A 17975-nucleotide genomic window follows, 5' to 3' on the forward strand; every position below is an offset into this window, starting at 1 on the left:
CCGTGCAGCGCGTTACGACAAGCAGCCGAACGGGCACACCTATTCAGGGGTGGACCGGAAAATCGTTTCCTGTTTCTCCAGGCACACCACCGCGTCGAACGCCGAAGCGACATCGACCGGAACGCCCATGTGCGCATGGCGGATTCCCGACGCCGCGGGCCGCGCGACCACGCACGGCGCCCGCGAAGCCAGCACCGCCTCGACGCTGCCTTCCGCCGGATCTTCCAGGGTCTGCTCGAACATCCGGAACCCCAGCGGGAACGCCGGGTCGGGCGCCAGGCCGGTCGTCGTCCCGGAAACGGCGGTCAAAGCGAGCGCGAAATAGCGATTGCCGAGCTCCGCGGCCAGGTGCGTGCCCGCCGACGGCGCCGTCATGCCCGGCATCGGCGAGAACGGGACGCGCTGGAGGTGTCCGTTGTGGATCATCAGCACGATCTTCTCGCCGGGGAACTGCCGCCGCAGCAGCCGCACGGTGGCCGCCATGTAGGTGTCCCGCGACGAACTCTGCGGCTCGGGCGCGCGGCCCGCCATGAGCGCGTCGAGCTCCCGCAGGTACAGGTCGACGCGCAGGGCACCTTCCGCGTGGTGCGCCGCTTCGGGCGCCAGCGACTCCACGTGTCCTTTGAGGACGGTCAGCGCCACGGTGGCCGCGTCCCGCGCCGCGACGCTCAGCTCCCCGTACCGGCCCGGCGCGACCGCGCTGCTCACCGACGCGTACGGTTCGCAGGCCGCCACCGCGTTGTCCACCAGGGCCACATTGGCGGGATCCACCCGCATCAGGACTTCGCGCACCGCCTGCAACGCCGGCATCGGAGACCCCGCCGAGCTCGGCACGTCGAGCCCGAAGAACCGGACCCCGCGGCCGCGCAGCCAGGTCACCATCTCGTGCACCTCGGCGGAGTCGCCGAGGCCGAAGGTGAAGCCGTCACGCGCGATGTCGGCGACCTCGCCCGGGCCGCCCTGCAGCCAGGCATCGACCAGGTGCCCCTCGGGGAAGCCGCCTTCGAACCCGAGCACGGTGAACCCGCACTCGGTGACGAGGTGGCGCAGGAGGCGGTCGCGCAGCACGCCGAACTCGCGGATGTGATGGTTGTTCTCGCCGATGGCGACGACTTCGGCGTCGCCGATCAGCTCGGCGATCTCGGCAACGTCGACGGTTCCTGTCATACTGGGCACACTAACGCAACAGGAGTAGCAGTTGGCAACCGAGATTTCCGGGACGAAGCGTCCGGGCGGCCGCACCGAGCGGACCCGTCTCGCCGCACTCGAGGCCACCCTCGAACTGCTCGGCGAACGCGGGTACGCGGAGCTGACCGTCGAGGCGGTCGCCGAACGCTCCGGCGTGCACAAGACGACGCTGTACCGGCGCTGGGAGTCCGCCGAAGGCCTGGTCGCGGCCGCCCTGCTGATGGGCGCCGAGCAGGAGTGGGCGGTGCCGGACACCGGTTCCCTCGAAGGCGACCTGCGCGCGATCAACCTGGAGCTGGTGCGCTACTTCACCACCCCGGGCGAGCGCGAGCTGCCCACGGCGTCGATCTCGGCGGCGTTTCTCTCCCCGCGCGCGGCCGACGCCCTGCGCGAGTTCTACGTCGACCGCCACGCCCGTTCGGCGGCCGCTGTGACCCGGGCGATCGAACGCGGCGAGGTCCCGCCCGGCACCGATCCCGTGGAGCCGGTGCGCGTGGCCTGCGGGCCGATCTTCTACCGCCTGTTCGTCTCCCGGGAAGGCGTGACGCCGAGAGACGCCGACATCGCCGCGAAGGCCGCCGCGGCCGCCGCGAAAGCCGGCGTGTTCACGGCAACCGGCGGCGGTACCGCATCTCCTCCAGCGTGACGCGCCCGTCGTCGATCGTCTCGGTCTGGCGGGCGTCGTCGTCCACCCAGCCCTGCCGGACGTAGAACGCCTTCGCGCGCTCGTTCGTCGCCAGCACCCACAGGACGGCGCTCTCGCCGGACATCTCCTCGACGGCCCGGTCGTGCAGCGCCCGGCCGAGGCCCCGGCCCCAGAACTCCGGCAGCAGATAGAGCGCGTACAGGTGCGAAGGCCCGAAGGCGGCGAAGCCCGCGATGACGCCGTCTTCCTCGGCGACGAGCACCCGGCCACCGCCGCCGATGCGCCGGGCCCACGCCGCCGCGCGTGACGAAGCCGAGAGCCGCGCGAGGAAGTCCGCCGGGATCAGGCCCTCGTACGCCGCCTGCCACGACCGCACGTGGACCTCGCCGATCGCCTCGGCGTCGGCCACCGTGGCCGGGCGGATCAACTCTTCTCCAGGTACTCCGCGCGCTCGACGTCGACGACGTCGGCGACCATCTGCGCCAGGCCGCGGTACTTCGTCAGCTCCGGGTCCTGCGTGACGAGCTCCTGCGCCAAGGCCCGGGACGCGGCGATCACGTCCTCGTCGCGCAGCAGCGACAGCAGCTTCAGCGTGGACCGCTTCCCGGACTGCGCGGCGCCCAGGATGTCGCCTTCGCGGCGCAGCTCGAGGTCGAGGCGGGACAGCTCGAAGCCGTCCGTCGTGGACTCGACCGCCGCCAGCCGTTCACGGGTCGCCGTGCCGTCGAGGGCCTCGGTGACGAGCAGGCACAGCCCCGGCACACTGCCGCGGCCGACGCGGCCGCGCAGCTGGTGCAGCTGGCTGACGCCGAACCGGTCGGCGTCCATGATCACCATCGCGGTCGCGTTCGGCACGTTCACGCCGACCTCGATCACCGTGGTGGCCACGAGGACGTCCAGCTGGGCCGCCGTGAACGCCCGCATCACGGCGTCCTTGTCGTCGGGCGGCATCCGGCCGTGCAGCACGCCGATCTTCAGGCCCTGCAGCGGGCCGTGCTCCAGCTCGGGGGCCACTTCGAGGACCGCGAGCGGCGGCCGTTTGTCGCTCTTGTCCGACGGCGGTTCGTCGCCGATCCGCGGGCACACGACGTACGCCTGGTGTCCCTTGCCGACCTCTTCGCGCACCCGCTGCCAGATCCGCTCGAACCAGGCCGGCTTTTCGGCGACCGGCACGACCGTGGTCGCGATCGGCGACCGCCCGACCGGCATCTCGCGCAGCGCCGAGACCTCCAGGTCGCCGTACACGGTCATGGCGACCGTGCGCGGGATCGGCGTCGCCGTCATGACGAGGACGTGCGGGCTGGTGTCGCCGGACCCGCGGGTGCGCAGCGCGTCCCGTTGCTCGACGCCGAAGCGGTGCTGCTCGTCGACGACGGCGAGGCCGAGGTCGGCGAACTCGACGTGGTCCTGGATCAGCGCGTGCGTGCCGACGACGATGCCCGCCTCACCGCTGACGATCTCCAGCAGCGACTTCTTGCGTTCCTTCGCCCCCATCGACCCGGTCAGGAGTGTCACGCGCGTGGCGTTCTCCGCCGCTCCCAGCTCGCCCGCCTGGCCGAGGTCGCCGAGCATTTCCCGCAGCGACCGCGCGTGCTGCGCGGCCAGGACCTCGGTCGGCGCGAGCATGGCGGCCTGCCGCCCGTTGTCGACGACCTGCAGCATCGCCCGCAGCGCGACCACGGTCTTGCCCGAGCCGACCTCGCCCTGCAGCAGCCGGTTCATCGGGTGCTCGGACGCCAGGTCCGCGGCGATCTCGTCGCCGATCCCCCGCTGGCCCGCGGTGAGGTCGAAGGGCAGCCGCTTGTCGAAGGCGTCCAGCAGGCCGCCGCTGACGTGCGGGTTCGCCTTCGCCGGGCGCGAGATGGCCGAGTGGCGCCGCTGCGCGAAGATCAGCTGGACGGCCATGGCTTCGTCCCACTTGAGCCGCTTCTTCGACGCCTCCAGGTGCGCCCAGTTCTCCGGGCGGTGGATGCCGCGCAGCGCGTTGTCGAGGTCGGCGAGCTTGTGCAGCCGCCGCAGCTCGGCGGGCATCGGGTCGTCGTCGACCTCGAGGACGTCGAGGACCTGGCGCACGCACTTGGCGATCGACCAGGTCGGCATGCCCTGCGCCGCCGGGTAGACCGGGATGATCGCGGCGAGGAAGTCGTCCATCGCCTCCTCGGCGCGGTCGGCCTCGAACAGCTCGTACTCGGGGTTGGTCAGCTGCAGGGTGTCGCGGAAGGCGGACACCTTGCCGGCGAACAGGCCGGTCTTACCGGGGACGAGGTCCTTCTCGCGCCAGGCCTGGTTGAAGAACGCGCAGGTCAGCCGCCGTTTTCCGTCGGTGATGACCATGTCGAGGATGGTCCCGTTGCGGGCCTTCATCCGCCGCTTGCTCACCTTTTCGATGCGCGCCAGCACGGTGGCGTGCTCGCCCAGCTCGAGGCCGTGGATGTCGGTGAGCTCGCCGCGCTCGGCGTAGCGGCGCGGGTAGTGGCGCAGCAGGTCGCTGACCGTCTCGATGCCCAGCGACGTGGCGAGCGCCTTCGCCGTCTTGGCGCCCAGCAGCAACGGCAGCTTGTCGCGCAGTCCGGCCATCGGCTATTCGACTCCCATCAGCAGCACGGCGTCCGCCTGGCCGCTGGCGTAGCAGGTCAGTTCCACCTCCGGGTGCTCCACCCGCAGCTGCTCCGCGAGTTCCCCGGCGACCCCCGGCGGGGCCGCCGCCCCGCTGAGCACCGTCACCAGTTCGCCGCCGAGCGCCAGCATCCGGTTCAGCACCTTCATCGCGGCCGCGACCAGGTTCGTCTCCGACGCCGGCGCGGGCTCGATCAGCACCACTTCGTCGTCGACCAGGCCGACCACGTCGCCGGACTGGGCCCGGCCCACCCAGGTTAGCGACTCCTCCTGGGCGATCCGCAGTTCGCCACGCCTGGTCGCGGCGGCCGCTTCGGCCATCGCGACGACGTCGTCGTTGGTGCGGCGCCCGGCGTCGTGCACGGCGAGGGCGGCCAGCACCTGCACCGGCGACGCGCACGGGATGACCACGACGTCCCGGTCGGCGGCCATCGCGTGCCCGGCCGCGGCGTCGGCCGCGGCGGTGAGCGCGACGCTGCCGGGCAACACGGTCACCTGCTGCCCAGCGGCCTCGTTGAGCAGGCCGATCATGTCCTCGACGCTCGGCGTCCCGCCCTCGGGCACGGCCAGCACCGGGATGCTTTCGGCACGCAGCAGCTCGGCCAGGGCCCCACCGTGGACGACGGCGACGACCGTGCGGTCGATCCCGCCGCCCGGCTCGATCGGCGTCGGCGTGAGCAAGGGTTCGACGCGGATCTTGCGCGGGCGGCCCAGCGCCAGCCCGGCCTCGATGGCGGCGCCGATGTCGGCGCAGTGGACGTGCACGGCGTGGCTGCCCGAGCCGTCGCCGGCCACCGTGACGCTGTCGCCGAGGCCGCTCAGCTCCTTGCGCAGGGTCGGGAGGCTCGCCTCGTCGACGCCGTCGAGGAGGTACATGACCTCCCAGGCGTAGGCCTCGGCGTGCGCGGGGGCCTCGAGGGCGTGGTCGTGCTCGACGGGGGCACCGGTGAGCACGGCGACGAGAGCGTCGAGCACGGCGACGAGGCCGCGCGCCCCGGCGTCGACGACTCCGGCCCTGGCCAGCGCGGGCAGCTGCTCGGGCGTCTTCTCGAGGGCGTGCGCGGCCTCTTTCGCGGCTTTCGCGGCGATTTCGGGCAGGGAGCTCGTGTCGCCGCGGACGGCGAGGGCGACGGCGTGCAGGACGGTGAGGATGGTCCCGGCGACCGGGCGGCTGACGGCCCCGGTGGCGACCTCGTCGGCGTGCCCCAGCGCGTTCGCCAGCCACGCGCCGTCCAGCTCGCCTTCGGCGCGGTCGGCGAGCCCGCGCACGACCTGGGAGAGGATCACGCCCGAGTTGCCCTTGGCGGAGGCCACCGCGCCGCGCGCGAGGATCTTCAGCGCTTCGGCGGCGGTTTCCGGCGTGTCCTGCTCGAGTTCCCGGGCCGCACCGGTCATCGTGAAGAGCATGTTGGAGCCGGTGTCGGAGTCCGCCACGGGGTAGACGTTGATCTCGTCGATGGCCGGCCGCAGGCTCGCCAGGCTGCGCACACAACCCGCAGCCCAGGCCGACACCGCCGCCGTGTCCAGCACCCGCACCCCGTAACCTCCTACCCGGTTCCCGGGCAGCGTATCGACCCGGTGCCGGGGCCCTCGATCGCAGTAGTTACTATGGTCGAGTTGCCCAGTGCATCTGGGCTCATTTCTATGACCCAGATCCAAAGGAGTTCGACGTGGCTGCCGTGTGCGACGTCTGTGGCAAGGGACCGGGCTTCGGCAAGGCGGTCTCGCACTCCCACCGCCGTACCAACCGCCGGTGGAACCCGAACATCCAGACCGTCCACGCCAAGGTGGGTGTGTCCCAGCGCAAGCGCCTGAACGTGTGCACCTCCTGCATCAAGGCGGGCAAGGTCGTCCGGGGCTGACGCTGCAGCGAAGTTGGGGATGGCGGGTGCTCTCCGGAGCACCCGCCATTTTCCTGTCTACTTGAGGAAATCCGTCAGCAGATCCTTGAGCGTCTCCGGGTACTGCAGCACGCCGTGGTCCTGGCCTTCGAGGGTCTCGTGCCGGGCGCCGGGCACCGCCTCGGCCGCCGCGCGGGCGCCTGCCTGGAGCGCGTCGTCGCTGGCGCCGCCGCCGATCACCAGCGTCGGGATCTCGATGCGGGCCAGCGAGTCACGCGGCCGGGCGTCCGGGCCGCAGATCGTCAGGTCGTACGGCAGCGTGTGCGCCAGCGCCGTGAACCAGCCCCACACCGGAGCCTGCTTCATCCCCTCGATCATCTCCGTCGGGGTGCCCGCGACCTGCAGGAACGTCGCCACCGCACCATCCCGGTCCCCCGCCGCCAGCCGGGCGCGCACCTCGTCGGCGACGTCGGCCCGCGGGTGCTCGTCGGTCGCGTACGGCGGCTCGTACGCCACCACGCGCTCGATCCCGATCCCCGCGGCGGCCGCCTCCAGGGCCAGGACCGCCCCCGAGGAGTGCCCGAACACCGACGCCGTCCCACCCACGTGGGCGATCAACGCCGCCAGGTCCTCGATCTCGCGCTCGATCGCGTAGGAAGCCGAGTCACCGGAGTCACCGCGGCCGCGGCGGTCGTAGTTGACCACCGTGAAGTCGCCGGCCAGGACCTCCGCCAGGCCCACCGTGGTCGTCCGGTCGTTGAACGCGCCGCCGATCAGGATCACCGGCGGGCCGTCGCCGCGCTGCTCGAAGAAGATGGTCGTGCCGTCGGCCGAGGTGACGTTCATGGTTTCCTCCGGAAAGGGTGCGTTTCCCCTTGGTCGGAGCCGTCACGCGGATCCGGACACCGAACCTACGGCAGTTTCCAGTCCACCGGCGCCGCACCTTGCTGCTCCAGGAGCTGGTTGGCCCGGCTGAACGGGCGCGAGCCGAAGAAGCCGTTGTGCGCCGAGAGCGGGCTCGGGTGCGCGGACTCGATGCACGGGACGTCCCCCAGCATCGGCCGCAGGTTGCGGGCGTTGCGGCCCCACAGGATCGCCACCATCGGCTCCGAGCGGGCCGCGAGGGCCTTGATCGCCTGCTCGGTGACCGCTTCCCAGCCCTTGCCCTGGTGTGAGTTCGACTTCCCGGGCTGCACGGTCAGCGACCGGTTGAGCAGCAGCACGCCCTGCTCGGCCCACGGCGTCAGGTCGCCGTTGGACGGCTGCGGGTGGCCGAGGTCGTCGCAGTACTCCTTGTAGATGTTGATCAGGCTCTTCGGGATCGGCCGGACGTCCGGCGCCACGGAGAAGCTCAGGCCCACCGCGTGCCCCGGCGTCGGGTACGGGTCCTGGCCGACGATCAGCACGCGCACGTCGTGGAACGGTTGCTTGAACGCCCGCAGCACGTGCTCCCCCGCCGGCAGGTAGGTCCGGCCCGCGGCGATCTCCGCGCGGAGGAACTCCCCCATCGCGGCGACCTGCGGCGCCACCGGTTCGAGGGCTTTCGCCCAGCCTGCCTCGACGATGTCCTGCAGCGGTCGTGCGGTCACGGCGCGCAAGCCTACCGGGCGTGGCCGGCGTCACCCGAGCGGGTCGAGCCGCCTCAGCTCCGTCTTGAACCGGCGCCCGCGCTCGACGTAGGACTCCACCACCATCGCGATGTTCTCCGGCCCGAACGACTTGTTCTCCCGCACCCTCGCCGGGACGCCGAGGGCGATTTCCCCGGTCTTGACGTGGAAGCCGTACGAGAGCACCGCGCCCGCGCCGACCATGCCGCCGTCCTCGATCACCGAGCCGTTGAGCACCACCGAGCCGGACGCGATCAGGCAGCCGGTGCCGATCGTCGCGCCTTCGACGTGCACCGCGTGCCCGATCGCCGACGACGGTCCGAGGATCGTCGGGTGCCGCCCGGTGCAGTGCAGGACGCAGCCGTCCTGGACGTTCGAGCGCTCGCCGATCTCGATGTACCCGTGGTCGCCGCGCAGGACGGTCTGCGGCCACACCGACGCGTGCGCGCCGATCCGGACGTCGCCGATGACCGTCGCGTCCGGGTGGACGTAGGCGTCGGGGTGGATCGTCGGCTCGAGCGAACCGAGTGCGTAGATCGGCATGCCGCCTCCGGGTGACCGCGGTTTCACTTCCCGTGCGATTGGATCACGGCATCGCCGCTCAGCCACAGACCCGTCCGGGAAGCACGGCACTCGTGCTCCTCCTCGTCGTGCTGACCTGGCTGCTCAGCCTGCCGGTCGCCGCGCCCGCGCTCGCGAACGGCCTGGCCGGCACCCCGCCGATGGGCTGGAACAGCTGGAACCAGGTCCGCTGCTACGACCTCACCGAAGACGTCGTGCGCAACGCCGCCGACGCGCTCGCGGACACCGGCCTGCGTGACGCGGGTTACCAGTACGTCGTCGTCGACGACTGCTGGCAGGCACCCACGCGGGCCGCCGACGGCTCGCTACAGGCGGATCCGAAGCGGTTCCCGCACGGCATCGCCGACCTAGCCGACTACGTGCACTCGCGCGGCCTGCTGTTCGGCATCTACGCCGTGCCCGGCAGCCGGACCTGCGCCATGGCGAACGACGCCTACCCGGCCTCGGGCATCGGCTCGCTGGGCCACGAGCGCCAGGACGCCGAGACGTTCGGCCGCTGGGGCGTCGACTACCTCAAGTACGACTGGTGCAACGCCGACACCGTCGACGGCCTCGACCGGAAGGCCGCGTTCGAGAAGATGCGCGACGAACTGGCCGCGCTGCCCCGCCCGATCGCCTACGCGATCTCCGAGTACGGCGTGTCGAGCCCCTGGACCTGAGCCCGGCCGGTGGCGAACCTGTGGCGCACCACCTACGACCTGGTTCCGACCTGGGAGTCGGTGCTCGCGACGATCGACCGGCAGGCCGGCGTCGCCGTCCACAGCGGCTCCCCGGGCGGCTGGAACGACCCGGACATGCTGCAGGTCGGCAACGGGACGCTGACCGCCGACGAGTCGCGAGCGCACTTCAGCGTCTGGGCCGTGCTGAACGCGCCGCTGTTCGCCGGCACCGACCCGGCGAAGCTGAGCGGCACCGACCTCGCGACGCTGGGCAACGCCGAGGCGATCGCCGTCGACCAGGACTTCGCGGGCAGCCAGGGACGGCAGCTCGACGCGGGCCCCGGCTACCAGGTGTGGGGAAAGCCGTTGAGCGACGGCGGTTTCGCGGTGGTGCTGCTGAACACCGGCAGCACCACCGCGACCGTCTCCGCGTCGATCCCGGGGTCGTGGAACGTCCGCGACCTGTGGGCCCATCGGGAGGCCGGGGCCGCCGTGTCGGCGTCCCTGCGGCCCCACGCGGCGGCCCTGCTGAAGCTCACGCCGAGGTGAGGTCCTTGCCGAAGCAGCGGCTTTCCGGCTCGTTCTTGTAGACGCCGAACTTCGGGATCTCGACGTAGCCCGACGAGGTGTAGAGCGCGATCGCTTCCGGCTGCTTGGTCCCGGTTTCCAGGACCGCGCGCTTGCGGCCGCACAGCGCCGCCGTGCGTTCCAGCTCGAACAGGATCATCCGCGCGAACCCGCGGCCGCGCGCGGAATCGGCGACGTACATGCGCTTGAACTCGGCGTCGCCGTCCTGGAAGTCCGGCGCGGGGCCGTCGTGGGCGCGCCAGGCCCCGCAGGCGACCGCTTCGTCACCCTGGTAGCCGACGAGGAACAGGCCCTCCGGCGGATCGAAGTCCGCGGGGCTCATCGGGGTGGCGTCCTCGCTGCCGTAGCGCTCGACGTAGACCTGCTGCACCGCGGCCATGAGCTGGGCCGCGTCGGGGTGGTCGTAGGGGACTGGAACGATTCTCACGCTTCCGAAGCCTAGATCAGCGCCAGTGCGTCCATCCGCCTTCTCGCGAAAACGGTTTCCCGTCGACGGTGATCCCGGAGCCGGCCATGGTGACCACACCGATCGTGCGCCAGCCGTCCGGGAGCTCGGCGAACGGCGGGAAGGTCGCGGCCAGTGCGTGGTCCTCGCCGCCGGTGAGCACCCAGTCCAGGGGGTCCGCGCCGAGGGCGGCGCCGACCTCGGTGAGCCGGGCGGGGATGTCGAGGTCGGCGGTGCGGACGTCGATGCCGACGCCGGAGGCCTCGCCGATGTGGCCCAGGTCGGCGAGCAGGCCGTCGGAGACGTCGATCATCGCCGTGGCCCCGGCCAGCGCGGCCCGCGGCCCGGCTTCGTAGGGCGGTTCCGGGCAGCGCTGGGCGTTGACGACGCCCACCGGCGACCGGAAGCCGCGGCCGAGCACGGCCAGGCCGGCCGCGGCCCAGCCGAGCCGCCCGTTCACCGCGAGGACGTCACCGGGCCGGGCGCCCGAGCGCGTCACCGGCTCGCGGTCGCCGAGGTCGCCCAGGGCCGTGACGCTGATCACGAGCTGGTCGGCGCGGACCATGTCGCCGCCGGAGACGCCGACGCCGGCGCGTTCGGCTTCGGCCCACATGCCGTCGGTGAGCCCCTTCACCACCTCGCTCGGGGTGTCGGGCGGGCAGGCCAGTCCGACCAGGACGGTCGTCGGGGTGGCGCCCATGGCCGCGATGTCGGCCAGGTTGACCGCGACGGCCTTGCGCCCGACGTGCTCGGGCGAGGACCAGTCGAGCCGGAAGTGGACGCCCTGGACGAGCACGTCGGTGCTGGCGACCACGCGGCCGTCCGGGGCGGCGACGACGGCGGCGTCGTCGCCCGGGCCGAGCAGCGTGCCCGGGGGCTGGCGCCGTCCTTCGGTGACGGCGCGGATGAGCGCGAACTCCCCGGTCTCGGCGACCGTTCCGTCGTTCGGTGACACCGGTCACCTCTGCTTTCTCTACCGGGACAAAGATCGATCACCGATAGTCGGATGCCCTATGTTTTTCCGTGAGCTGGCGATACGTTGCTGAAGACGTTCCTACCTTGAGCCTCCGATCCCGACGAAAGGGCGCGCCGTGGTCCACGCATACATCCTCATCCAGACCGAGGTCGGCAAGGCGGCCGCGGTGGCTGCCGAGATCTCCAGCATCCCGGGTGTGACCAGCTCGGAGGATGTCACCGGACCGTACGACGTGATCGTCCGCGCGGCCGCCGACAACGTGGACCAGCTGGGCCAGCTCGTGGTCGCGAAGGTGCAGAACGTGGAGGGCATCACGCGGACGCTGACCTGCCCGGTGGTCCACCTCTGAGCAGTGGTGTAGTGGTCCGGTGCCTGACTCCGACACCGGTGCGCCGCCCCGCGTGGTCCTCGTCACCGCGGCCGCGCTCGCCGTGGCGCTGGCGGTCGCCGTCGCCGTCTTCGCGTTGACCCGGCCGTCCCCCGCGGACTCCGCGGGCCCGCTGCCGCTGGTCCCGGTGCCGGCGCCTGCCGCGGGGTCGCCGGGCTGCACGACGCTGCTGGGCGCGGTGCCGACCGAGCTGACCTCGAACGGGACTTCTTTGAAGGTGCGTTCCCTGGCCGCGCCGGCGCCCCCCGCGACGGTGGCCTGGGGTGCCGGTGATCCCGTGGTGTTGCGCTGCGGCCTCGACCGGCCCCCGGAGCTGACGCCGACGGCGCAGCTGCGGCTGGTGAACAAGGTGCAGTGGCTGCGGGTGCCGGGCGAGGGCGCGTCGACGTGGTACGTGGTGGACCGCGAGGTCTACGCGGCGCTGACGGTGCCGGACAGCGCCGGGACCGGGCCGCTGCAGGCCGTTTCGGACACGGTGGCCGCGAAGCTGGCTCCGCGGCCGCTGCGGTTCTCTTAACGCAGTCCCGTTCCGCGGGCGATCGCCGTCTCGACGAGGGTGGTCAGCAGCGTGGCGTAGTCCATGCCGGTGACCTCCCACATCTTCGGGTAGGCGGACTTCGTCGTGAAGCCCGGCATGGTGTTGACCTCGTTGATGATCAGCTCGTGGTCTTCGGTGACGAAGAAGTCGACGCGGGCCAGCCCCTGGCAGTCCAGCGCCCGGAACGCTTCGACGGCCATCGCGCGGAGCTTCTCGGTGAGGGCGTCGTCGAGCTTGGCCGGGATGTCGAGTTCGGCGTCGTCGCCGAGGTACTTGGTTTCGAAGTCGTACCAGGCGTTTTCGTCTTCGGAGAGCACGCGGATCTCGGCGGGCAGCGAGGCTTCGACGCGACCGTCGGGGAACTCGAGGACTCCGCATTCGACCTCCCGCCCGACGACGGCGGCCTCGACGAGGACCTTGGGATCGGTGGCGCGCGCGAGTTCGATGGCGGCGTCCAGCTCGTCCCAGCTGGCGACGCGCGAGATGCCGACGGAGCTGCCCGCCCGCGACGGCTTGACGAAGACGGGGAGGCCGAGGGTGTCCTTGGCCTGATCGTCCAAAGTGGACTGCCCCCGCTTGAGCGCGGAGTAGGTGCCGACCGGAAGCCCTTCGGCGGCCAGGAGTTTCTTGGCGGTTTCCTTGTCCATGGCGGCGGCGCTGGCGAGCACGCCGGGCCCGACGTAGGGGATGCCGGCGAGTTCGAGGAGGCCCTGGATGGTGCCGTCTTCGCCGAAGGCCCCGTGCAGGACGGGGAAGACGACGTCGACCCGCGACAGCATCTCGCTTTCCCGCCCCGGTTCCACGGCGACGAGGCCTTGGCTGGACGGGTCCCCGGCGAGGACGAGCCCCTTGCCGTCGTCGACGGAGGGCAGTTCCCGGCCGCGGATGGCGAGCTGGGCGGAGTCGCCGGTGCCGAGCACCCACCGGCCTTCCCGGGTGATCCCGACCGGGACGGCCTCGAAGCGTTCGGGGTCGAGGTGGCCGAGGACGCTGCCGGCGGAAAGGCACGAGATGGTGTGCTCGCTGCTGCGCCCACCGAACACGACGGCCACCCGGATCTTCTCGCTCATGGTGAGCCACCGTACCCGGTGACCTCGCGGAACAGCCCAGCCCGGTACGACGGACGGACGGCGGCGAGCGGTGAACGCAACCGGTGACGGGCTTGGCACGTCTTGTGCATCGAGGGATTGGTGGCTGGGTTCGCCAGGCTGGGTTCGCCAGGCTGGGTTCGCCAGGCTGGGTTCGCCAGGCTGGGTTCGCCAGGCTGGGTTCGCCAGGCCGGGTTCGCCAGGCCGGGTTCGCCAAGCCGAGTTCGCCAAGCCGAGTTCGCCAGGCCAGGCCGGGCGGGCCGGGCCGAGTGCGGCCGGAACTGTCGCCGGTGTCACCGCGACTTCCCCGCAAATCCCGCCCTCCCAGGTGGACCCTCCTCCGCAGATTCCGCCCTCCCCGGGCAACACCCACCAAGCAGATCCCGCCCTCCCAGGGGGAACCCCCACCGAATTGAGCGTATCGGCAACCACCGACGCCCAAGCCCGAAAAGGCCCCCGCCGAACCACGTTTGTCCACAGCACCACCGAACTGTGGACAACGAGACTCACCGCAGCAAAGCCACCAACGTCGGCAAAGCCGCCACCAAGGCCTCCCGCGAACACCCCGCGTACCCGATCGCCACCCCGTGCGCAGACGGCGGACCGGCGAAATGCCGCGCCAGCCCGTCCAGCCGGATTCCCCGCCGCTCAGCGGAAGCGATCACCGACGCCTCCACCTCGGCCGACGAAAACGGCACCACCAGGTGCGCCCCGGCGTCGTCCCCCCGCACCGGAATCCCCGCCGCCGACAACGCCCCCGCCAGCAAGGTCCGCCGCTCCGCCATCTCCCGCCGCAGTTTTCGCAGGTGACGGCCCAGATCCCCGTTCCGCGCGAACTCGTGCAACACCCGCTGCCCCGCCGGCGACGGGCGCGTCCCCGTCGAATCCCGGTACGCCAGCACCGCCGACGTGATCGCCTCCGGCGCCACCATCCACCCCGCCCCCAACGTCGGCGTGAGGATCTTCGACGTCGTCCCCAGGTGCGCCACGACGTCCGGTGCCAGCGAAGCCAGCATCGGCAACGGCGCGACGTCGAACCGCAGCTCGCCGTCGTAGTCGTCCTCGATGACCAGCATGCCCGACGAACGCGCCCGCTCCACCAGCGAGACCCGCCGGGCCGCGCTCAGCCTGCTGCCCATCGGGTACTGGTGCGCCGGCGAGCAGTACACCGCCCGCGCGCCCGCCGGAATCGCGGAAGGCCGCAGACCTTCGTCGTCCACCGGCACACCCACGACCCGCATCCCCGCGCGGAGGAACGCCTGCACCGCCCGCTGGTATCCCGGCTCCTCGACCGCGACGACGTCCCCGCGTTCCAGCACCGCCGCCGCCAGCTCGACGACCGCCGCCGTCGTGCCGCCGGTCGCCAGGACCGATCCCGCCGCGAGACCGCGGTGGCGCAGCAGGTGCTCCGACACCGCCGCGCGGTACTCCGGCAGGCCCGCCCGGTGGGCCCGGACCAGCGGCTCCGGGTCCGCCGCCGCCCGCCACGCGCGGCGCCAGGCCGCGCGGTCCAGCCCCGCCGCCCACGGCGTGCCCGGGCCGAGGTCCAGCAGCGAAGGCGAAACGACCTCAGGAGCCGGGACGGCGGGCACGGGGACCGAGGAAGCCGAGGAAGAAGGCGGCGTCGTCACGTAGGTGCCCGAGCCGTGCCGCCCGGCGATCCAGCCCTCCGCGTGCAGCTGCTCGTACGCCGCCGACGTCACCGTGCGGCTGACGCCGAGGCGTCCGGCCAGTGCCCGCGTCGACGGCAGCCGGTCGCCGCCGCGCAGGTGGCCGCTCGCCGCCGCTTCGCGCAGCGCGTCCGCCAGCTGCACCGCCAGCGGGGTCACCGCCGCACGATCCAGGCTGACCGGGAGCGCGGTGTCGGACACGGAACCTCCTCCGCCGGAAGTGGACTTCACAAGTGTACGAGAAGTGGACGTTTTCCCATGCCACTATTCCGGGAGACGCTGGTCGCATGTTGTCGACGACGCCCCGCACCACGCTCGGCCGCAAGAAGCACCGCGCCGTGACCGACCGCTCCGCGCTGCACGCCGTCCTGGACGAAGGCCTGATCTGCCACCTCGGGATCGTCCGCGACGGCGTGCCGCTGGTCCTGCCCACCGGCTACGGCCGCGACGGCGACACGCTCTACCTGCACGGCTCCACCGGCGCCACCAGCCTCCGCACCGCGGCGCACGGCCTCGACGTCTGCGTGACCGTCACCCTCCTCGACGGCATCGTCTACTCGCGCTCGGTCAACAACCACTCGATGAACTACCGCAGCGCCGTCATCCTCGGCCAGGCGAAGCCGGTCCTCGACGCCGAAGCGAAGATGCACGGCCTGAAGGTGCTCACCGACCACCTCGCGCCCGGCTCCTGGGAACACGCGCGCGAGGTCAACGCCAAGGAGTTCGCCGCGGTGTCCGTGCTCGCGCTGGACCTCGCCGAGGCGTCGGTGAAGATGCGCGCCGAAGGCCCGGACGACGAGCCCGAAGACGTCGAGGCCGACACCGCCTGGGCGGGCGTCCTCCCGGTCCGGACCGTCTACGGCGAACCCGAGCCCTCGACCGACCTCTCCCCCGGCTGGACGACACCGCCGCACGTCACCGAGCGAGCGGCAACCGCACGGTGAACGTCGTCCGGCCCGGCGCCGAAGCCACCGAGACCGTGCCACCGTGCGCGGTGACCAGGGACTGGACCACCGACAGCCCGAGTCCGGTGCCGCCGTTGCCGCGGGTGCGGGAGTCGTCGACGCGAAAGAACCGGTCGAAGATCCGCTCCTGGTCCGCCACCGCGATGCCGGGCCCGGTGTCGGTCACCTGCACCACGGCGTGACCGTCCGAAGCCGTCACCGAGACGTGCACCGACGTCCCGGGCGGGGTGTGCACGGCCGCGTTGGCCAGCAGGTTGTCCAGCACCTGCCGCAGCCGCACCGGATCGGCGTCCACGAACGCCGTCGAGAACGACGTGGTCAGCGGGTGGTCGGGCCGTCCGGCGGCGAACGCGTCCGCCGCGTCCCCGGCCAGCTCGGCCAGGTCGACGCGCTCGGGCCGCAACGGCGTCTCGGCGGCCCGCGCGTCGAGCCGGGCCAGCAGCAGGAGGTCGTCGACGAGCACGGTCATCCGCGCGGTCTCCTCGCGGATCTTCGCCAGGTGCGCCTCGCGCTCGGCTGGCTCGTTCGCGGCGGCGTAGCGGAAGAGGTCGGCGTACCCGCGGATCGACGTCAGCGGTGTGCGCAGCTCGTGCGAGGCGTCCGCGACGAACCGGCGCAGCCGCTCGTTGGCCTCGGTCTTCGCCGCCAGGGACGTGTCGATGTGGGCCAGCATCACGTTGAACGCCGTCCGCAGCTCTTCGACTTCGGCGCCGCCGCCGGTGCCCGCCGCGCGCACCGGCAGGTCCGGGTTGGCGGTGAGGTCGTGGGAAGCGATGTCGTGCGCGGTGCCGGCCATGTCGGCCAGCGGGCGCAGGCCGCGGCGCAGCACCAGCCGTCCCACGACCACCAGCACGCCCAGCGCGAGCGCGAAGGCGGCGACCTCGACCCAGACCAGCTGCCGGACCGTGCCGTCGAGGTCCTTCTGCGGCGCGGCGGACAGCAGCACCGAGTCCGTGTCGACCGGGCACGCCCGCACCCGGTACGGGCCGTCGTCGCGCAGGTAGATGGTCCGGGTGACGTCGCCGCCCACCGCTTCGGCGGCGATCTTCGCCAGCTGCTTGGCGTCGCCCGGCAGCTGGCCGCCCGGCTCGGGGACGGCGACCCCGTCGGTGACCTTGTACAGCGCCGAGTACCAGGAGTACACCGACTGCGGCGAGCCGTGCGTCTCGCGCAGCAGCGGCAGCTGCGTGTTCTGGCTCTTGGACAGCTGCTCGTCGAGCCGCCGGTCGAGGTAGCCGTGCATGATCCCGACGGTCGTGACGCCGACGGCCGCGAACACCACCAGGGCGAGCGCGCCGAGGCCGAGGGTGATCCGGGTGCCCAGCCGGGTGCGCTGCCATGCCCCGTACCACCGGGTGAAGAACCCCTTCACCGGTGCGCCTGCCGCACGACGTACCCGACGCCGCGGACGGTGTGGATCAGCGGCTCGCCGCCGCCCGCGTCGACCTTGCGCCGCAGGTGCGAAATGACCAGTTCGACCACATTGGACCGGCCGCCGAAGTCGTACTCCCAGACGTGGTCGAGGATCTGCGCCTTGGTCAGCACGGCGGGCGAGCGGCGCATGAGGTAGCGCAGCAGCTCGTACTCGGTCGGCGTCAGCTCGGCCAGGCGGTCGCCACGGCGGACCTCGCGGGTGTCCTCGTCCAGGGTCAGGTCGCCGACCCGCAGCACCGCGCCGCGCGCCTCGGGCTGGTGCGCGACACCGGCGCTGCGCCGCAGCACCGCCCGCAGCCTCGCCATCAGCTCCTCGACCGAAAACGGTTTCACGAGGTAGTCGTCACCCCCGCGGGTGAGCCCGGCGATCCGGTCGGCCGTCGCGTCCTTGGCCGTGAGGAACACCACGGGCACCGCGTTGCCGCCCGCCCGCAGGCGGTCGAGCACGGTGAAGCCGTCGAGGTCGGGCAGCATCAGGTCGAGCACGACGATGTCCGGCCCGAACTCCGCGGCCCGGCTGAGCGCGGCCTGCCCGGTGCCGGCCGTGACCGCCTGCCAGCCCTCGTACCGGGCGACGGTGGCGACGAGGTCGGCGATGTGCGGCTCGTCGTCGACGACGAGCAGGCGCACCTGGTCGGGAGTCTGCACCCCCGCATCTTCTCCCGCCGCGGGCGCGCCGGGCGAGCCGAGGCGGCGGCCGACAGGAATCCGACAGCCGGCACCCAGATTCGCCACAGGACGGGC

Annotated in this window: 19 protein-coding genes and 1 pseudogene; 7 read left to right on the forward strand and 13 right to left on the reverse strand. The window is 72.2% G+C overall.

The features are described from left to right. Nucleotides 1-39: 39 nt before the first annotated feature. Entirely contained in the window at nucleotides 40-1167 is a 1128-nt protein-coding gene (locus IE317_RS25000) for an erythromycin esterase family protein (protein WP_191313766.1), read from the reverse strand. 31 nt (nucleotides 1168-1198) lie between these two features. Here IE317_RS25000 and IE317_RS25005 point away from each other — a divergent pair, with 31 nt between their 5' ends. After that, the gene (locus IE317_RS25005) at nucleotides 1199-1834 is read left to right on the forward strand and encodes a TetR/AcrR family transcriptional regulator (protein WP_191313767.1); all 636 of its coding nucleotides are present in this window, start codon (nucleotides 1199-1201) and stop codon (nucleotides 1832-1834) included. On the opposite strand, the gene IE317_RS25010 is transcribed toward IE317_RS25005, so the two are convergent. From IE317_RS25010 to IE317_RS25020, 3 genes are read right to left on the reverse strand one after another with little or no spacing between them, the layout of a single operon-like run. Next, nucleotides 1794-2261 carry a GNAT family N-acetyltransferase gene (locus IE317_RS25010; RefSeq protein WP_191313768.1) on the reverse strand — a complete coding sequence of 156 codons (468 nt, stop codon included), beginning with the start codon at nucleotides 2259-2261 and terminating at the stop codon, nucleotides 1794-1796. The genes IE317_RS25005 and IE317_RS25010 overlap by 41 nt on opposite strands. Next, nucleotides 2258-4411: an ATP-dependent DNA helicase RecG gene (gene recG, locus IE317_RS25015; protein ID WP_191313769.1), complete on the reverse strand. Its 2154-nt coding sequence runs from the start codon at nucleotides 4409-4411 to the stop codon at nucleotides 2258-2260. The genes IE317_RS25010 and recG overlap by 4 nt, the downstream gene beginning before the upstream one ends. Nucleotides 4412-4414: 3 nt before the next feature. Further along, the gene (locus tag IE317_RS25020; protein WP_191313770.1) at nucleotides 4415-5986 is read right to left on the reverse strand and encodes a DAK2 domain-containing protein; all 1572 of its coding nucleotides are present in this window, start codon (nucleotides 5984-5986) and stop codon (nucleotides 4415-4417) included. A 134-nt stretch (nucleotides 5987-6120) separates the two neighbouring features. Between IE317_RS25020 and rpmB the strand changes: the two genes are divergently transcribed. Then, nucleotides 6121-6312 (forward strand): 50S ribosomal protein L28, encoded by a 192-nt coding sequence (gene rpmB / locus IE317_RS25025; RefSeq protein ID WP_176172341.1) that lies wholly within the window; start codon nucleotides 6121-6123, stop codon nucleotides 6310-6312. Between the two features lie 57 nt (nucleotides 6313-6369). On the opposite strand, the gene IE317_RS25030 is transcribed toward rpmB, so the two are convergent. From IE317_RS25030 to IE317_RS25040, 3 genes are all read right to left on the reverse strand, one after another. Next, nucleotides 6370-7137: an alpha/beta fold hydrolase gene (locus tag IE317_RS25030; RefSeq protein ID WP_191313771.1), complete on the reverse strand. Its 768-nt coding sequence runs from the start codon at nucleotides 7135-7137 to the stop codon at nucleotides 6370-6372. Nucleotides 7138-7202: 65 nt separating this feature from the next. Next, a complete protein-coding gene (locus tag IE317_RS25035; RefSeq protein WP_191313772.1) occupies nucleotides 7203-7880 on the reverse strand; it encodes a uracil-DNA glycosylase in 678 nt (225 codons plus the stop codon). A gap of 30 nt (nucleotides 7881-7910) precedes the next feature. After that, on the reverse strand, nucleotides 7911-8441 hold the full coding sequence (locus IE317_RS25040; RefSeq protein WP_191313773.1) for a gamma carbonic anhydrase family protein: 531 nt from the start codon (nucleotides 8439-8441) through the stop codon (nucleotides 7911-7913). 179 nt (nucleotides 8442-8620) lie between these two features. Between IE317_RS25040 and IE317_RS25045 the strand changes: the two are divergent. Beyond that, nucleotides 8621-9430, forward strand: a pseudogene (locus IE317_RS25045) (glycoside hydrolase family 27 protein); the annotation flags it as partial. Continuing rightward, nucleotides 9425-9688, forward strand: a complete 264-nt coding sequence (locus IE317_RS45165; protein WP_268246902.1) for a hypothetical protein — start codon at nucleotides 9425-9427, stop codon at nucleotides 9686-9688. The pseudogene IE317_RS25045 and the gene IE317_RS45165, both read left to right, overlap by 6 nt. Here the strand turns inward: IE317_RS45165 and IE317_RS25050 are convergent. Further along, nucleotides 9675-10154: a GNAT family N-acetyltransferase gene (locus tag IE317_RS25050; protein ID WP_191313774.1), complete on the reverse strand. Its 480-nt coding sequence runs from the start codon at nucleotides 10152-10154 to the stop codon at nucleotides 9675-9677. The two genes, IE317_RS45165 and IE317_RS25050, sit on opposite strands and share 14 nt — an antisense overlap. Before the next feature lie 16 nt (nucleotides 10155-10170). After that, nucleotides 10171-11127 carry a thiamine-phosphate kinase gene (locus IE317_RS25055; RefSeq protein WP_191313775.1) on the reverse strand — a complete coding sequence of 319 codons (957 nt, stop codon included), beginning with the start codon at nucleotides 11125-11127 and terminating at the stop codon, nucleotides 10171-10173. A gap of 136 nt (nucleotides 11128-11263) precedes the next feature. Here IE317_RS25055 and IE317_RS25060 point away from each other — a divergent pair, with 136 nt between their 5' ends. Further along, complete coding sequence (locus IE317_RS25060) at nucleotides 11264-11497, forward strand: Lrp/AsnC family transcriptional regulator (protein WP_003091994.1); 234 nt, start codon at nucleotides 11264-11266, stop codon at nucleotides 11495-11497. Between the two features lie 19 nt (nucleotides 11498-11516). After that, entirely contained in the window at nucleotides 11517-12053 is a 537-nt protein-coding gene (locus IE317_RS25065) for a DUF3515 domain-containing protein (protein WP_191313776.1), read from the forward strand. Here the strand turns inward: IE317_RS25065 and IE317_RS25070 are convergent. Further along, complete coding sequence (locus IE317_RS25070; protein ID WP_191313777.1) at nucleotides 12050-13144, reverse strand: D-alanine--D-alanine ligase family protein; 1095 nt, start codon at nucleotides 13142-13144, stop codon at nucleotides 12050-12052. The two genes, IE317_RS25065 and IE317_RS25070, sit on opposite strands and share 4 nt — an antisense overlap. Before the next feature lie 524 nt (nucleotides 13145-13668). Then, entirely contained in the window at nucleotides 13669-15033 is a 1365-nt protein-coding gene (gene pdxR, locus IE317_RS25075; protein WP_191313778.1) for a MocR-like pyridoxine biosynthesis transcription factor PdxR, read from the reverse strand. Nucleotides 15034-15119: 86 nt separating this feature from the next. Between pdxR and IE317_RS25080 the strand changes: the two genes are divergently transcribed. Next, nucleotides 15120-15776, forward strand: a complete 657-nt coding sequence (locus IE317_RS25080; RefSeq protein ID WP_191313779.1) for a pyridoxamine 5'-phosphate oxidase family protein — start codon at nucleotides 15120-15122, stop codon at nucleotides 15774-15776. Here IE317_RS25080 and IE317_RS25085 read toward each other — a convergent pair. Beyond that, a complete protein-coding gene (locus IE317_RS25085) occupies nucleotides 15748-17169 on the reverse strand; it encodes a sensor histidine kinase (protein WP_191313780.1) in 1422 nt (473 codons plus the stop codon). The genes IE317_RS25080 and IE317_RS25085 overlap by 29 nt on opposite strands. After that, nucleotides 17166-17879: a response regulator transcription factor gene (locus IE317_RS25090; RefSeq protein WP_191313781.1), complete on the reverse strand. Its 714-nt coding sequence runs from the start codon at nucleotides 17877-17879 to the stop codon at nucleotides 17166-17168. Before IE317_RS25090 ends, IE317_RS25085 begins: the two co-directional genes overlap by 4 nt. Nucleotides 17880-17975 lie beyond the last annotated feature (96 nt).

Origin of the sequence: Amycolatopsis bullii (assembly GCF_014654205.1) — a bacterium.
In the GTDB taxonomy this organism is placed as follows: domain Bacteria; phylum Actinomycetota; class Actinomycetes; order Mycobacteriales; family Pseudonocardiaceae; genus Amycolatopsis; species Amycolatopsis plumensis.

Excerpts from the sequence above, each read along its gene's own strand:
- IE317_RS25000 (WP_191313766.1), bottom strand. The coding sequence starts at position 1,167 with ATGACAGGAACCGTCGACGTTGCCGAGATCGCCGAGCTGATCGGCGAC.
- recG (WP_191313769.1), bottom strand. The coding sequence starts at position 4,411 with ATGGCCGGACTGCGCGACAAGCTGCCGTTGCTGCTGGGCGCCAAGACG.
- IE317_RS25030 (WP_191313771.1), bottom strand. The coding sequence starts at position 7,137 with ATGAACGTCACCTCGGCCGACGGCACGACCATCTTCTTCGAGCAGCGC.
- IE317_RS25040 (WP_191313773.1), bottom strand. The coding sequence starts at position 8,441 with ATGCCGATCTACGCACTCGGTTCGCTCGAGCCGACGATCCACCCCGAC.
- IE317_RS25070 (WP_191313777.1), bottom strand. The coding sequence starts at position 13,144 with ATGAGCGAGAAGATCCGGGTGGCCGTCGTGTTCGGTGGGCGCAGCAGC.
- IE317_RS25080 (WP_191313779.1), top strand. The coding sequence starts at position 15,120 with ATGTTGTCGACGACGCCCCGCACCACGCTCGGCCGCAAGAAGCACCGC.